General features: G+C 62.8%; 17 protein-coding genes and 1 other RNA gene. 14 read left to right on the top strand and 4 right to left on the bottom strand.

Translation table 11 applies throughout. The features are described from left to right. Positions 1-6: 6 nt before the first annotated feature. Genes FHT09_RS14705 through FHT09_RS14740 form a run of 8 tightly spaced genes read left to right on the top strand, consistent with a single transcriptional unit; the run spans position 7 to position 7,568 of the window. Entirely contained in the window at positions 7-342 is a 336-nt protein-coding gene (locus tag FHT09_RS14705; RefSeq protein ID WP_104605362.1) for a hypothetical protein, read from the top strand. Further along, positions 339-800: a DUF1833 family protein gene (locus FHT09_RS14710; protein ID WP_065031476.1), complete on the top strand. Its 462-nt coding sequence runs from the start codon at positions 339-341 to the stop codon at positions 798-800. Before FHT09_RS14705 ends, FHT09_RS14710 begins: the two co-directional genes overlap by 4 nt. Further along, entirely contained in the window at positions 800-1,195 is a 396-nt protein-coding gene (locus FHT09_RS14715; RefSeq protein WP_104605364.1) for a hypothetical protein, read from the top strand. The genes FHT09_RS14710 and FHT09_RS14715 overlap by 1 nt, the downstream gene beginning before the upstream one ends. Then, positions 1,183-5,640, top strand: coding sequence for a host specificity factor TipJ family phage tail protein (locus tag FHT09_RS14720; RefSeq protein ID WP_104605366.1), 4,458 nt, complete (start codon positions 1,183-1,185; stop codon positions 5,638-5,640). Before FHT09_RS14715 ends, FHT09_RS14720 begins: the two co-directional genes overlap by 13 nt. Further along, on the top strand, positions 5,637-5,948 hold the full coding sequence (locus FHT09_RS14725) for a hypothetical protein (RefSeq protein WP_104605368.1): 312 nt from the start codon (positions 5,637-5,639) through the stop codon (positions 5,946-5,948). Before FHT09_RS14720 ends, FHT09_RS14725 begins: the two co-directional genes overlap by 4 nt. Beyond that, positions 5,948-6,625: a hypothetical protein gene (locus FHT09_RS14730; protein ID WP_104605370.1), complete on the top strand. Its 678-nt coding sequence runs from the start codon at positions 5,948-5,950 to the stop codon at positions 6,623-6,625. Before FHT09_RS14725 ends, FHT09_RS14730 begins: the two co-directional genes overlap by 1 nt. Before the next feature lie 2 nt (positions 6,626-6,627). Then, on the top strand, positions 6,628-6,921 hold the full coding sequence (locus FHT09_RS14735; RefSeq protein ID WP_146096454.1) for a hypothetical protein: 294 nt from the start codon (positions 6,628-6,630) through the stop codon (positions 6,919-6,921). Continuing rightward, on the top strand, positions 6,918-7,568 hold the full coding sequence (locus tag FHT09_RS14740; RefSeq protein ID WP_104605374.1) for a hypothetical protein: 651 nt from the start codon (positions 6,918-6,920) through the stop codon (positions 7,566-7,568). The genes FHT09_RS14735 and FHT09_RS14740 overlap by 4 nt, the downstream gene beginning before the upstream one ends. A gap of 17 nt (positions 7,569-7,585) precedes the next feature. Here the strand turns inward: FHT09_RS14740 and FHT09_RS14745 are convergent, their stop codons facing one another. Next, positions 7,586-8,026, bottom strand: coding sequence for a hypothetical protein (locus FHT09_RS14745; protein ID WP_104605376.1), 441 nt, complete (start codon positions 8,024-8,026; stop codon positions 7,586-7,588). A gap of 209 nt (positions 8,027-8,235) precedes the next feature. On the opposite strand from FHT09_RS14745, the gene FHT09_RS14750 reads away from it, so the two are divergent. Next, positions 8,236-8,415 (top strand): hypothetical protein, encoded by a 180-nt coding sequence (locus FHT09_RS14750; RefSeq protein WP_146096455.1) that lies wholly within the window; start codon positions 8,236-8,238, stop codon positions 8,413-8,415. A 143-nt stretch (positions 8,416-8,558) separates the two neighbouring features. On the opposite strand, the gene FHT09_RS14755 is transcribed toward FHT09_RS14750, so the two are convergent. After that, the gene (locus tag FHT09_RS14755; protein ID WP_104605380.1) at positions 8,559-8,762 is read right to left on the bottom strand and encodes a hypothetical protein; all 204 of its coding nucleotides are present in this window, start codon (positions 8,760-8,762) and stop codon (positions 8,559-8,561) included. Between the two features lie 59 nt (positions 8,763-8,821). Between FHT09_RS14755 and FHT09_RS14760 the strand changes: the two genes are divergently transcribed. From FHT09_RS14760 to FHT09_RS14780, 5 genes are all read left to right on the top strand, one after another. Continuing rightward, positions 8,822-9,046, top strand: coding sequence for a hypothetical protein (locus FHT09_RS14760; protein ID WP_104605382.1), 225 nt, complete (start codon positions 8,822-8,824; stop codon positions 9,044-9,046). Positions 9,047-9,055: 9 nt separating this feature from the next. Then, positions 9,056-9,994, top strand: a complete 939-nt coding sequence (locus FHT09_RS14765; protein ID WP_104605384.1) for an SOS response-associated peptidase family protein — start codon at positions 9,056-9,058, stop codon at positions 9,992-9,994. A gap of 131 nt (positions 9,995-10,125) precedes the next feature. Further along, positions 10,126-10,359 carry a hypothetical protein gene (locus FHT09_RS14770; RefSeq protein ID WP_104605386.1) on the top strand — a complete coding sequence of 78 codons (234 nt, stop codon included), beginning with the start codon at positions 10,126-10,128 and terminating at the stop codon, positions 10,357-10,359. A gap of 225 nt (positions 10,360-10,584) precedes the next feature. Beyond that, positions 10,585-11,082 (top strand): ImmA/IrrE family metallo-endopeptidase, encoded by a 498-nt coding sequence (locus FHT09_RS14775; protein WP_104600726.1) that lies wholly within the window; start codon positions 10,585-10,587, stop codon positions 11,080-11,082. Between the two features lie 3 nt (positions 11,083-11,085). Continuing rightward, positions 11,086-11,541, top strand: a complete 456-nt coding sequence (locus FHT09_RS14780; RefSeq protein ID WP_146096456.1) for a hypothetical protein — start codon at positions 11,086-11,088, stop codon at positions 11,539-11,541. Between the two features lie 26 nt (positions 11,542-11,567). On the opposite strand, the gene FHT09_RS14785 is transcribed toward FHT09_RS14780, so the two are convergent. Together FHT09_RS14785 and ssrA are read right to left on the bottom strand one after the other, a co-directional pair. After that, positions 11,568-12,818 (bottom strand): integrase arm-type DNA-binding domain-containing protein, encoded by a 1,251-nt coding sequence (locus FHT09_RS14785; protein WP_104605390.1) that lies wholly within the window; start codon positions 12,816-12,818, stop codon positions 11,568-11,570. A 104-nt stretch (positions 12,819-12,922) separates the two neighbouring features. Continuing rightward, positions 12,923-13,319: a transfer-messenger RNA gene (gene ssrA / locus FHT09_RS14790) on the bottom strand. Position 13,320: the final 1 nt, after the last annotated feature.

The following is a 13,320-nucleotide window of genomic DNA, read 5'->3' on the forward strand; positions in this document are numbered from 1 at the left end:
GTAGGGGTGCGTTTGCTTGCGTCAGATCTCGGCGAAGAGCCGGATCCGTCCGCGCAGCGCACCGAGATGGAGCGCGGCCCGGCCAAGCAGGCAATCATCAACACGCGCGTCATGGTGGAGCTGCCGATCACCATGGTGTTCCTGACAGCTGAGTCGATGGTCGCGTTTGACGACTTCTACTTCGACGAAATCGGTCGCGTGGGCTACTTCGACATGGTGCATCCGCGTACTCGCAAGCAGATCTCCGCGCGCTTCAAGGGTGGCGCCATCGGTCGGCTTCAAGCCACCAATTCGGCTTTCACCCAGGGCACGCGGCAGGCCGTCGTGGAGTACCTGCGATGAGCAACTTCCTTGAACGCCGGCAGCGCGTCACGGACCCTGATGGGCCACTTGAGCTGCTGGAGATGACCGCGCCATCGTTCGGCGCGGTCCTTCGCATTGCCAACGACACGCAGGATTGGGTAAGCAACGGAAACACGTACGTCGGGTATCCGTTCCGCTTCACGCCGCCAGCTGACCAGGCCGGCCAAACGCCACGCGCACAGCTCGAAGTGGACAACGTGGGGCGCGGGATCACCGATGACCTGGAGCGCATGCAGCCTAACGAAATGGTGATGTGCCGTGTCCTGGTCACGGACCGTGTGCAACCCGACGTCATTGCTCGGCGGTTCTACCTGCCGCTGACACAGGTGCGCGCTGCCGGCCCGCTGATCACCGCGCAGATCGGCGTGGACTTCTTCATGCGCCAGCAGGCAGTGAAGCTCCGCGCCAATCCACACACGCTGCCGGGGATTTTCTGATGCGCATCAGCGAGGTTGAGCGTTTCCTCAACATCCCCTACGACGCCGAAACCTACGACTGCGCAGACCTGGTGGTGCAGGTGCAGCGGGAGCTGTTCGGCCGGGTGGTGCATATGCCGGCGCGGCGCCCGCGCGGTGCTGCTGGCCAGGCAGCCCTGGGCGAGCTGTCCCGGGCTTACGCCGTGCCCACCGATAAGCCGGTCGACGGCGACCTGGTGCTGATGTTCGACAAGGGCCAGAGCCGGCCCGGACACGTGGGCATCTTCTTCTACCTAGCCCACGAGGGCTGGGTGCTTCACACAACCAGCGCGCTCGGCAGCAGCTGGCTGCATCGGGCACGCGAGCTGCCGGATTACGGCGCACGCATTGAGGGGTATTACACATGGGTCAGATGACCACGCCTGCCAATAACGGCCAGTTGGTGCTGACGCCGCATCCGGTCACGCTTGATGGCCAGCGGCATATCCCGATGGATCTGAAGCCTGGCGAGCGGCTGTGCGACTTCCTGCACCGCCATGTGCTCGACCTGGACCAGGGCCAGTGGACGGTATCGATCGGTGGGCGCGTGGTGCCGCGCCACCTGTGGTCGCATGTTTTCCCCAAGGACCGCCAGGTCATCGAGGTGCGCGGCGCCGTCGGTCGGAACGCGCTGTACATCGTGGCGATGGCCGCGCTGATCTACTTCACCGGCGGCGCGGGCGCGACGTGGGCCGCGGGGCTGGGCACCACCGGTGCGGCTGTCGCGTACACCGCAGCCTTTGTGGCTGGCTCGGTCCTGATCAATAAGACACTCGGGCCGAAGGTTGAAAGCCCTGCTGGCCAGAGCGCTGCAGGCACCGTCTACAACTTGGGTGCGCCACGCAACCGCATGCGCCCCTATGAGCCGCTTGGCTTGCTGTTCGGTCGCATGCCCATCGCGGCAGACATTGCCAGTAAGCCGTACACCTTCTACGAGGGGGACGATCAGTATCTGGCCATGGTGCTCACGCCGGGCATTGGCGTCGGGCGCGTTGAGGCGTACAGCAACGGCGACACCGCGCTATCCAGCTACGAGGGCGTGAGCATCTACCACGCCGGATATAGCCAGATGCCGGAGCAGACCATCCCGCTCTACAGCAATGTCGATACGGTCGAGGGCGGCGAGCTGCCGGACACGGCCGACTTCGTCACGCGTACCACCAGCGCCGACACCGTGCGCATCCAGATCAACCTGGAATACGTGCTCGGCGGCGTGGGCACCTCGGGCAAGAAGTACAACGTGTCCGAGACGGTGCAGGTGCAGTACGCACCTGCCGGTACTGGCATCTGGGCCAGCCTGGCCACACAGACGTACACCGGCGACAAGCTGGACGTCAGCAAGCGCGCGACGCTGTCTGCGGATGTGGCCAAGGGCCAGTACGACGTGCGCGTGCGCATCCTAGGCTTGGGCAACTACGACGGCGACAACACCCAGCGCAACGACTTTCAGTGGTCGACGATGGGCAGCGTGCAGGCGGACACAGCCACCTATGCCGGCCTGGCGCGCACCGGCATCCTGATGAAGGCCACCGGCCAGCTCAACGGCCAGCCCGACGAGTTGCGCGCCGAGCACATCGCCTCGCCGGTCCCGGTGTGGCGCAATGGCAGCTGGGTCACGGAAGAGACCAGCAACCCAGGTGCTCACATCCTCAAGTACGTCCGCGGCTATTACGACAAGAACGGCAGGCTCATCGCCGGCATGGGCAAGAGCGACGAGGAGATCGACATCGAGTCGCTGCAGGGCTTCATGGGCCACTGCGAGGCAAACGGCTACACCTACGACTACTGGCTGACCGAAGAGCGCAACCACGACGAGGTACTGCAGACGATCGCGCTTGCTGGCATGGGGCAGACCACCTGGGCAGGTGGCCGGCTGTCGGTGGTGTGGGCCGCCGACGAGCAGCCGCTCTCGGGCGTGGTCAACATGGCTGAGATGAAGAAGGGCAGCTTCAGCGTGGACTACACGCTGGCCAGCGCTGCTGACGGCATCGAGTACAGCTATCTCGACAGCACGACCAAGACGGTCGAGACCCTGCGCGTGCCGGCGCCAGGCGTGGAAACGATGCTCAACCCGGCGCGTCTGACTGGTGAGGGCATCGGCCGCGAGGCGCATGCGGCCGAGATGGCGCGCTACCACCTGGGTCAGAGCTTGTTCCAGTACAAGGACATCGGCTTTGCTCAGGATCTGCAGTATCTGTCGTATCGCCGCATGTCCATGCTGTCGATCTCGCACGATCTCACACAGTGGGGATTCGGCGGACGCATCATGGCTGCAGAGCGCAGCCCGCTGCTGGGCACGGTAACTCTGACGCTGGACGAGCCTGTGCCGCCGCCAGATGCGCGTAGCGCCTTCATCGGCCTGCGCATCCCGGGCGAGGCGGTGTATCGGACGTTCCGCGTGCGCAACTTCACCGAGGCAACCGACACCATCCAGCTCGTTGAGGAATGGCCGGACGATGCGGCGCTCCCGGGCGAGGGATATGACGATCCGATGGTTAAGAGCGGCTGGCAGGACAACCCGGCCCACGACACGATCTGGATCTACGACTTCAAGGCCACGCCCGGCCTGCGCGTGCGGGTGGTGGCGATCGAGCCGGAGAGCGATCTCAAGGGCGCGAGCATCAGTGTGGTGCCGGAGTCGCCGGAGTTCTGGACGTACGTCAAGACCGGTCAGTACATCCCGCCGGACAGCGGGTCATCGTTGGCCACGCGACCGGTGGTAAGCAACCTGGCAATCAATGAGGACCAGATCACCACCGGCGATGTCACGGCCACCGATCTGGTGGCCACGTTCGATATCAGCGGCCCGTTTGATCACGCGGTGGTCTACGCCTCGGCGTCAGACGGCAATGGCGAGCTGGTGGAAGTGGCACAGACGCGTACCCGCACGGCGCGGTGGCGCATCCCGCGCGCCGGCACCTACACGCTCAACGTGCGCCCGTTCGGCCCTGATGGACAAATGGGCGTGGGCGCCTCGCTGATCTACACGACCATCGGCGCCGACGCGCCGCCGGTGAACTACGACCTGTTCGACGTGGAGGAGATCTCCGGCGGCATCCGGCGCTACAGCTGGGGCTTTTTCAACGACACCATCCAGTCGGCCAACCTGGCAGGCGCGGAGATTCGCTACGCCCAGGCCCCGGAGCAGGGCGCGCCGATGCCGGCGTGGGACGCCATGACGCCGGTAGGCGACAGCGGCTACCACACCGGTGCATTCGACTCGCCCATCCCGTCCTCGGGCAATTGGACGTTCGCCATCCGCGCCCGGAACACCAACGGCACGCTGTCGGTGGCAGCCAAGTACATCACCAAGACGCTGGGCAAGAACCTGGGCGAGCTGCAGGAGGAGATGCGGCAGGCGATCGACCAGACCACCGAGGAGATCCGCCAGGGCTTCCTCGAAGCGGTCGCGCGCGATCAGGAACTGGCCGACAAGCTGCAACAGCAGGCGCAGGATCTGGCCAACCTGCAGGCGCTCGTCGATGCACCGGAGTGGGTGGACCAGGCGTGGCCGTCCGGATCGATCGTCAAGCACGACGGCGGGCTGTATGTGGCAAAGCAGGACGTACCGGTGGGCACCGCCATCACCGATACCGCCTATTGGACGTCGATCGGACAGTACGCAAGCCTGGCCGAAGCGGTGGGCGCCATTGGCGTGGCGATGCAGCAGGTCACCACCGATGTGCAGCAGATTGAGCAGGAGCTGCAGATCGTCGCGCAAGATGTGAGCGGGGTGCAGTCCAGCCTCTTGGGCAAGGCCGATGCGTCGGCCGTGCAGGCGATGAACACGCGCCTGACCCAGGCCGAGAACAACATTTCTTCGCTGTCGCAGCTGATCAACACCGTGCAATCCACGCTGGCAGGCAAGGCTGACGCCAGCGCGGTACAGGCGCTGCAAACGCAGGTCACCCAGATCGGCAACGAGACCACTGCGACCAGCATTGCGCTTACCTCCGTCAGGTCGCAGTTTGGAGGCGGCATCAACATCATTCCGAATGCCGGGTTCGAGTCGGACACTTCGGGGTGGTCGCTGGCAGTGGACCAGTGGACATCGGGCGCAGGCATCGCGATGCGCAACGTGGGTGGTGATGGACAGCACCCGCCCTATCTCAACAGCTTCGGATGGAGCGACCCGCGCAATGTCTTCGGCATCTACATATGGAACACCGCTCCTTTCGCTGCCAAGGCCAACAAGCGGTACATGCTGTCGATCTACGCGGCGGCACACCGCGCCTATGGGGTCTTTGCCCGCGTCGTGTTTCTCGACGTCAATGGCAATGAGATCGGTAACGGCGGGCAGACCACCGAGCTGCCCTACGACCCCGGCGGTGGCGGCGGCAGATTGATTGAAAACTGGCGTCGCCCATTTGTCGCTGTGACATCTCCGTCAGGGACCGTGGCTGCACGTATCCAGCTGTGGTCGGGGCAGGGCAGCAACCCCTACGTGTTCTGGCTAATGCCGATGCTGGAGGAGGCCGGTGCAGCACAGACCGAACCTTCGAAGTGGCAGCCCTCCGCGAGTGGTATCGATGCGAAGTACGCGCAGGTGAGTCAGTCGATGTCCACGCGAATCACCAGCGTGGAGAACGGGGTGGCCAACTACGAGGCTTCTTACACGTGGGCGCTTGACGTCAACAACAGGGTCATCGGCATGCGTTCAGTCAACAACGGCACGATCGGCAAGATCACGTTTTCGGCGGACGTGGTGGAAATCATCGGGGCCACGCCTGGTGGCGGTCGCAACGAGTTCGTAGGTGGGAAGTTCTACGCCTATGCGCCCAACGGCCGCCGTGTGGTGGCGCTTGGCTATGGAGTGACATGACCAACGTCCTGATCATCAACGACGCCGACACCGGCGTCGTCCTGCTGCAGATCACCGATCAGCCCGACTCAGACCTGCTGACGCAGCACATGGGGGCGATCGCGATCGCCAGCGGCAGCAATGGCTCGGTGCCCGTGCCGGTTACGGGGAGCGCCAACCAGCTGTACTACTGGTTCATCGCAGACACGGGTGCCGGCAATAGCCTGCTGCCTTACTTCAGTGACGATGGCAACACGATCAGCTGGGTGTCGCCTTCCGCAACGTTGACGGCCCGCGCCGGCGGCATCCTGTTCTACGGGAGGTTTTGATGGCCTATGCAATCTTCGAGGCCGGCCCCAATCGCGTTGTCATCTCGGAAACCTGGAAGAACTTGGCGCTGGCGTCGAAGCAGACGATCACGCCTACAGGCAGCGGCGTGCTCAAAACCTGGAGCCTGACGGTCGCCGGCACCAATCCTGCCCTCGCGTTTCTGGGCGAGAGCAACGCCGTGCTCGCCACGCGCACCCAGAGCGGAAACAGTTTCACGTTCACCGGCTTCACCACCAGCGGCAGCTTCACTGCCATGGTCTTCGACTATCCGAACTTCGGGCGGCGAGACTACTTGGTGGTCACCAATCCCGACACCGATGAGGTGCATTTCGACGCAACGCTCAAGTACATGAAGGTGCGTGCGCTGCTGCAGGGCAATGCCAACCAAGGCGGATCGATCACGCTGGCCGAAGGTCGCACCTATGCCGCGCTGGCTGGGTCCACCGGCAACATCATGCTGGCCATCGGTGGCCTGATCGGCGGTGGCCCGCAGTGGCAGGTGCAGGTGCTGTGGCGCAAGGGCGTGGTCAACATCAACGGCAACGTCGCATCTATCTCTGCCATCGATACCGCGCAGGATCTGCGCACCGGCACCGACCGAAATCCGCAACCGCCCCCTGGCAATTACGGCCAGGCCTGGGTGCGCTCTCCCATCCTCGACGTCACTGGATACTGATCATGATCACCTGTCAAACTGGAAAAAATATGAAGATTCGACCTCACCGCGGTGCCTTGGCGGAAGCCATGGCCAACTGCCAAAACATCGAACCGACACTCAATGCCGTGGTGGAATTCCTGCGCGGCGGAAGCGGTGGGACCTTCGTTGTTACGCCAGACCTGGTCAGTGTCAAGAAGTACGGCAGTGGTTTGGATGAGCGAACCGGCTGGGATACCCATGCAGTTTCCTTGCGCGGCATGGGAATCATGGCGTGGATCGACGGCCCTCTGGATGGCATGGAGATAGCCAAATGATCATCAGCGAAAACGCTACCTTCGGCACGCAGACCAAAATCGTGTCGCCTCGCATCGAGATCCGATGGAACCCGGCCACCAACGATGGGCCGGTCGAGTTCCACATCGAGCAAATGACCACCAAGCCGCACCCCGATGGCTGGACGCAGACGCTGGAGCGCTTCTTCCTACGCGTGCTCACGGTGCAGATCAGCGACCTGGTTGGCCGCAGCTACGACATCACCGCGCCGGCCACGACCGATATTGATCCGGCGACTGGCACGGCCGTAGAGGTGCCGGGTGAGATGGTCACCGAGCCCGGCGTGCATCTGCTGCTGGGCATCAAGGCGGCTACCCGCGCCGCCTACGATGCAAACGTGGTGACGCCGGACCCGGATGCGGACCCGCTCGCGCAGCAGATCACCATCATCTGGAACCCGATCAACGATACCGGCACAGTGACGTTCCAGGTCGAAGACCGCGGCGCTGCCCTCGGCGTGTTGGCGTCGCCGATCGCCGACCTGATCGCGCCGACCTACGCCATCCGCTATCCCGGCGCGGAAGCGACCCAGGCGCTCGAGGGCTGGAAGCTCCAGGCCCTGATCAAGGCGGCAACAGACAGTGCGATTGCTGCCAGTCTGGCGCAAGCCGAGCAGGCTGCGGCCTGACCAGCTGAAGCAGTTGCTCAGCGACCGACAGGGTCAACCTTGCGCACGCTGCTACGGTCCTGAAATTTGATTGACCACGGCGTGACCAGGTAGCCGGGGCGGAACCGGTTTTCGATCGAGAAGTGGTCGGCGCGCGCGTCCTTGGCAATGCCGTTCACCAGCACATACGGCGCGGGGGTCTTCGGCACACGGCAGTCGTCGGGGTAGCCATCGGTCTTGAGGGCGAGGGTGTAGGGGTCGCTGCCCTGGATTTCGCCGCACACCACCGCCCGTGCGCTGAGCGATGCGGCGCGGGCGCGCGGCGCGATGCGGGATATGAAGGCGTCCAGCGACTCGCCGGTGGTGGACGTTTCCTGATACAGCTGGAGGGTGCGACCAAACTGGCTGGATTCGCCGGCGGCGGCGGGAAGGGCAACGCCAAAAAGTGCCGCGGCGGCGGTGATCAGCAGTGCATGCATTACGTTCTCCGGATGTGCTGCGCCGATCAGTGCCGGCGGCCCGAGGTCATCTCGGCGCAAGGCCAAGATGCATGGCCCGCACATGCAAAAAAACGTTCATTTGAGCTATGCCTGCACGCTCTGGCTGCCCTGCAAACCTCGAACACGCCTCACGATTCGGCGGTCCCGATTCGATAAGATGCTGGGGCCTGTTGATCACGGAGACGACCATGGAATGGATCAAAATCGAAGCTGGTTGTGAGATGCCCGGCGAAGACGAAACGGTCCTCACGTTTGACGTGCATCGTTTCTGGAGTGAGGCAGTGCACCGAGGTGCGCGCTTTTACTGGGACGAGGTGCACGAGATCGAGGGCGTCACCCACTGGATGAGGATCGAACTGCCTGCGTGAGCACCATCGGGCAATTCTGACCCCAGCATTGGTAACAGGCCGATATGGGAAATCCCATATCGCTGCCAATCTGCATCTGCCGGTCGCGGTGCCAAGATGGCCGCTCAACCCGCGAGGCGCCTGAGCAGCGCCCAGCCGGCGCCCTAGACGTAACCCTCAAGGTCGTCGTGTGTGAGCACGCCCAGACGATGACCCCAGGATGAGACCAGCTCGACGACCACGGCCGCCTCACCAGGAAAGGCAAACAGCAGCTCCGCCTCGAACTGGTTGAGGACTTCCAGCGGTTCGGACGTGGCCGCTAGGCGCTGCTGCAGCTGCTCGAAGAGGCTGGGGGTGGTGGTGTCCATGCCAGCAGTCTACGGCCAACTGTCTCACGCCCTGAGACGGTGCTGCCGATACTGCCCGCATGGACAGATCCGAGCTTCGAACCCACCTCGACAACCTGGACGCGGCCGTGCCGGCGCTGCTGGTAAACAGCCCCGACCGTTGCCACTTCTGGCAAGCGTTTGCCGGCATGGCGGACGTCGTCGGCGACGGAGCCGTCACGGGGGAGGATGCCCAATTCGTCTCCCGGCGGCTCGATGAGATCTTGGCCTGGCACGGCCTCGAAGATCTCGGCCGCGACTGCTGAGGGACTGCAATGTGCTACTCCGCTGAGATCCAGGCCGACTACCGGAAGCTGGTGCGCAACTTCGGCGCGATCATGTCGATCGAGGAGTTCTCGAAGCTGTGGCTGCGGCAGGGCGAGTCGGATAAGCGACCCAAGACCCCCAAGGCATTGGACGATGCATTCCGCGCTGGCGGGGAGGGAGGCGTGGCCGCGATCGCCGCAGAGCTTGCCGTGTGGGACGCCGAGGACATGCAGGCCATGGAGCAGGAGCTGTTCAAGCAGGCCCGGCGCCTTGCGGATGCCGAGCGGGTGCTGGCCAGCGCCAAGCCGACCAAAAAGGCGGCCAACGACCAGCGCATCGCCACCACCAAGATTGAGCAGATCAAGGGCCGCATCGCAGACCTGCAACGTACCGAGCCGAAGGCACGGGATTACCGCATCTTCCCCGGCTACTACGCTCCGGTGATCATCTCCGAGGGCGGCCAGCGCGTCATCAAGCCGATGCGTTACCAGTGCCGTCCGGCCGGCAAGCCGCCGATCTACGACACTAAGTACCCGCGCACCTACAACGCCCGGCGGGACAGCCTGCAGGGGTTCTGGCGCGAGCAGTTCGGCTACACCCACGGTCTTCTGGTCGTCGGCAGGTTCTACGAGAACGTGGAAGGGCCTGACGGCAAGAATCGCGTAGTGCAGTTCCAACCGAGCGACCGCGAGCCAATGCTGGTGGCCTGCCTGTGGTCCCGCTGGACAGATCCCGCCGGCGAGCAGCCGGACCTGCTGAGCTTCGCCGCCATCACCGACGAGCCGGAGCCCGAGGTGGCCGCGGTTGGGCACGACCGGACCATCATCAACATCAAGCCCGAGCACGTGGACGCCTGGCTCAATCCGGATCCGGCCAATCTCCGGGCGTTGCAGGCGATCTTCGACGACAAGCGGCACCCGTTCTACGAGCACCGGCTCGCGGCTTGACCGAGCAGCAAGCACATCCAGAACAGCGAACCATGCCATCCCGATCTGCACATCGCGCCGCTCTCCGGCGATCCCAAGAGCCCAGTGTCATAGCTCCCGAAGGCGTGACGCTGCCTGGACTACCTGCCGGCATGAGCTGGCACAACCCCGTGATCGGCGAGGATATCGATCGGGACAAATGGAATTTGTTGCGCGTCGGCCCAGGGGGGGCAGATGTCCTCGCAAGGGTCCGGCGTAACCAGACGGGCGAAGCCGATGTGTCGCTGAAGAACGCCGAAAGCCCATTGATCCCGCCGCCGGTAACGCTGCCGATCGCTCAGGCTTTCGAGGTTGCGGCCGAGTTCGCGCGCAACTTATCCAAATGAGCAGCCCACTACAGGGCACGGTCGATGCCGGCCCGCCTGGCAGAGGCCTGCTTCGCAGCTGGCCAAGTGGTCCCTGGGAGGCTAGGTTGTCGCAGGTTCATGAAAAAACATACACTTACGGCCGCTGGCAGTTACGTTGGCATACATCAGTCACTTGCTTATCTGGAGTGAGCCCAAATACATGCAAGCATCTCTCCCAACTCTTCAAGAGGCCCAAGGACTCGCATGAGCCCGGAACGTCGCGCAGCTAATGATCTGCTGATCGCAAAGTGGACAGGGCGGCCATTGCCTATCGACCCTGCTGTGCTCGCAAATTCAATTGGCGTTATCACGGAAGATGTGGTTTTCGAGTTTGATCGAGACCCCGAGATGCATGGTGTCAGCGGGCAATACATCGGTAGTCCTGTGCCCACCATTCGTTATTCGGCAACCGAGCATGGTCCGCGCCGTCGATTTACGATTGCGCATGAGCTTGGGCATCACGTAATGAAGCATGGGGACAGATTTCGCGATACTCAGAAAGCTTTCTTTTCAAACAATTGGGATCCCGTTGAAGTCTCAGCCAACAAGTTTGCCGCAGAGCTTTTGATGCCATTCGTAATTGTTGAGCGCTTTGTACTTCAAGAAGGTATCACTGACATCTCTCGTCTGGCGGAAAAATTCGGTGTGTCTGAGGCGGCGATGAGGTATCGGTTAATTAATTTAAATCTTCTGACTGGATAGCTTATGGCAGCGAGTGAAGAGGGATTTGATCTTGCGGGCGGCACTGTATCGGAAAGTAAAAAGGAATTTGACCAGGCACAATTGCAGTCCTTGATAGCTGATCTTGATGCAAAGGCTGACAGGCGTACCTTTCGCAAAGGAATGTATGCGCTACTCATGCAGATGATATCGGTCTACCTGGTTGGGCTATTCTGGGTTCTGTTGATTCTGTTCCTGTGTTCGCCATTTATCGTAGGCGTTAAGAATGCGCCCGCACTTGCATTCATTGGGGCCGCTTTGGCTATCTTTGCCGCAATTCCTCTATCGCTGGCTCTGACCGTGCGGCACCTTTCGACCGACGCGCAAGACCCAAACAAGGAAGGTGAAAAGTCTGGTGAGGGGTCATTCAGCACTGCGCAGTTAAGCCTTTTAAAGTCTGTGGTCGACTTGGTCTCCGCGGGAAGAAAATCGCTTCATTAATGCCCTTATGCGGGAACGCGCGGACGTTAAGGGTAGTGCGATTGTCGCAACTCGTCTAAATAGTCGCTCCATCTCTGCATCATGCACACGCGCTCGGCGAGGTGGGTCGTGCGGTTGTAAGCCCGGCCGTTGGGATCTTTCACCGCATGCGCTAACTGGTGCTCGATGATGTCCGGCCGAAAGCCCAAGATCTCGTCGAGGATCGTGCGGGCTGTGGCGCGGAAGCCGTGGCCAGTCACCGTGCCCACCTCGTAGCCCATGCGGCGCAGAGCTGCGTTCACCGCGTTGTCTGACATCGGCCTCAGCTTCGACCTGGTGCTGGGGAAGAGGTAGCGGCCGGAACCGGTGAGGCGCTGCAGGTCAGCCAGGACAGTCAGCGCCTGGCGCGAGAGCGGCACGACGTGCGGCTGCCGCATCTTCATCTTCTCGGCGGGGATGTTCCACCGGGCGGCCTCAATGTCGAATTCCGACCACTCGGCCTGCCGTAGCTCGCCAGGACGAACGAACAGCAGCGGCGCCAGCACGAGGGCGCAGCGCGTGACGTGGCTGCCCTTGTAGCCGTCCATGGCGCGCAGCAGCGGCCCCAGCTCGTCCGGATCGGTCACTGCCGGCAGATGGCGCTCGGGCGTTGGCTTCAGCGCGCCGCGCAGATCTGCCACCGGGTTGCGGCTGGCACGCCCGGTGGCGATGGCATATCGCATGACCTGGCCACAGTTCTGCATGATCCGATGCGCCGACTCGAAGGCGCCGCGCTTCTCGATGCGCCTGGCCACCGCCAGGAACTCGGGGGCATCCAGTTCCGCCGCCGGCCGCGCGCCGATGTACGGGAACACGTCGTTCGTGAACCATCCGACGACCTTCACGCGGTACCCATCCACCCAATTGCGCTTCTCCAGCCACTCGTTGGCGATCACCTCGAAAGTGTTGGCACCGAGCACTGCGCGCGCAGCGGCGGCAGCTTTCTTGTGCTCACCCGGGTCGATACCCTGGGCCAGCAGCTGGCGAGCCTCATCGCGGCGCTGCCGAGCGAGAGCCAGTGGAACCTCGGGATAGACACCGACGGCCAACAGCTTCTCTTTGCCTGCGAACCGGTACTTCCAGCGCCAGTAGCGCCCACCGTTCACGGCGACCATCAGATAAAGGCCGCCGCCGTCTGAGAGCTTCTGCGGTCGGTCGGCGGGCTTGGCGCGGCGTATTGCGAGGTCGGTCAGGGGCATTGGGGGTATCAAGGTCAGCCGAGTGGCGAGATACCCCAATATGTACCCCCAACGTCGCAGGGCCTGATACGTTCACGTACGCACTGCGTCGCACATGAAAAAGGCCGAGAACCCTTGTTTTACGGGGGTTCCCGGCCTTTCCAGGACCTCATCGGTCCACTCATTGGTGGAGGTGGGCGGAATCGAACCGCCGTCCGGAAGCACTCCATCCCCAGCACTACATGCTTAGCCCTCCGTTGGATCTCATTTCCAGGCAGCACGGTTGGCAAAGCGCACCTGGAAACCAGCCTGCTTTATCTAACCGGTAGCTGACAGGCAGCCACTACCGATGGTTCCGTGATAATGACCCTACACCTACGAGCACGGGCACAAGTAGGTTCGGGGGTTCGCCTTAGGCGGCTATAGAACTACAACTAAAGCCAATTAAGCGGCGATAGCGAAGTCCGAACCGTAGTTGTCATCGTTGGCAACTAAAAGTTTGCTGCTGGATTAACGAGGAAAGCTGCCCCCTCGGCATGCGCCAAGCGACTTCGCGACCCCCGTCGAAACCAGTGCACCCCCG

The sequence above is a fragment of the Xanthomonas sp. CFBP 8152 genome (genome assembly GCF_014199025.1).
Classification (GTDB): Bacteria; Pseudomonadota; Gammaproteobacteria; order Xanthomonadales; family Xanthomonadaceae; genus Xanthomonas; species Xanthomonas arboricola_B.

Coding starts and splice junctions, on each gene's coding strand:
- FHT09_RS14710 (WP_065031476.1), top strand. CDS start 339: ATGAGCAACTTCCTTGAACGCCGGCAGCGCGTCACGGACCCTGATGGG.
- FHT09_RS14715 (WP_104605364.1), top strand. CDS start 800: ATGCGCATCAGCGAGGTTGAGCGTTTCCTCAACATCCCCTACGACGCC.
- FHT09_RS14720 (WP_104605366.1), top strand. CDS start 1,183: ATGGGTCAGATGACCACGCCTGCCAATAACGGCCAGTTGGTGCTGACG.
- FHT09_RS14725 (WP_104605368.1), top strand. CDS start 5,637: ATGACCAACGTCCTGATCATCAACGACGCCGACACCGGCGTCGTCCTG.
- FHT09_RS14730 (WP_104605370.1), top strand. CDS start 5,948: ATGGCCTATGCAATCTTCGAGGCCGGCCCCAATCGCGTTGTCATCTCG.
- FHT09_RS14735 (WP_146096454.1), top strand. CDS start 6,628: ATGATCACCTGTCAAACTGGAAAAAATATGAAGATTCGACCTCACCGC.
- FHT09_RS14740 (WP_104605374.1), top strand. CDS start 6,918: ATGATCATCAGCGAAAACGCTACCTTCGGCACGCAGACCAAAATCGTG.
- FHT09_RS14745 (WP_104605376.1), bottom strand. CDS start 8,026: ATGCATGCACTGCTGATCACCGCCGCCGCGGCACTTTTTGGCGTTGCC.
- FHT09_RS14750 (WP_146096455.1), top strand. CDS start 8,236: ATGGAATGGATCAAAATCGAAGCTGGTTGTGAGATGCCCGGCGAAGAC.
- FHT09_RS14755 (WP_104605380.1), bottom strand. CDS start 8,762: ATGGACACCACCACCCCCAGCCTCTTCGAGCAGCTGCAGCAGCGCCTA.
- FHT09_RS14760 (WP_104605382.1), top strand. CDS start 8,822: ATGGACAGATCCGAGCTTCGAACCCACCTCGACAACCTGGACGCGGCC.
- FHT09_RS14765 (WP_104605384.1), top strand. CDS start 9,056: ATGTGCTACTCCGCTGAGATCCAGGCCGACTACCGGAAGCTGGTGCGC.
- FHT09_RS14770 (WP_104605386.1), top strand. CDS start 10,126: ATGAGCTGGCACAACCCCGTGATCGGCGAGGATATCGATCGGGACAAA.
- FHT09_RS14775 (WP_104600726.1), top strand. CDS start 10,585: ATGAGCCCGGAACGTCGCGCAGCTAATGATCTGCTGATCGCAAAGTGG.
- FHT09_RS14780 (WP_146096456.1), top strand. CDS start 11,086: ATGGCAGCGAGTGAAGAGGGATTTGATCTTGCGGGCGGCACTGTATCG.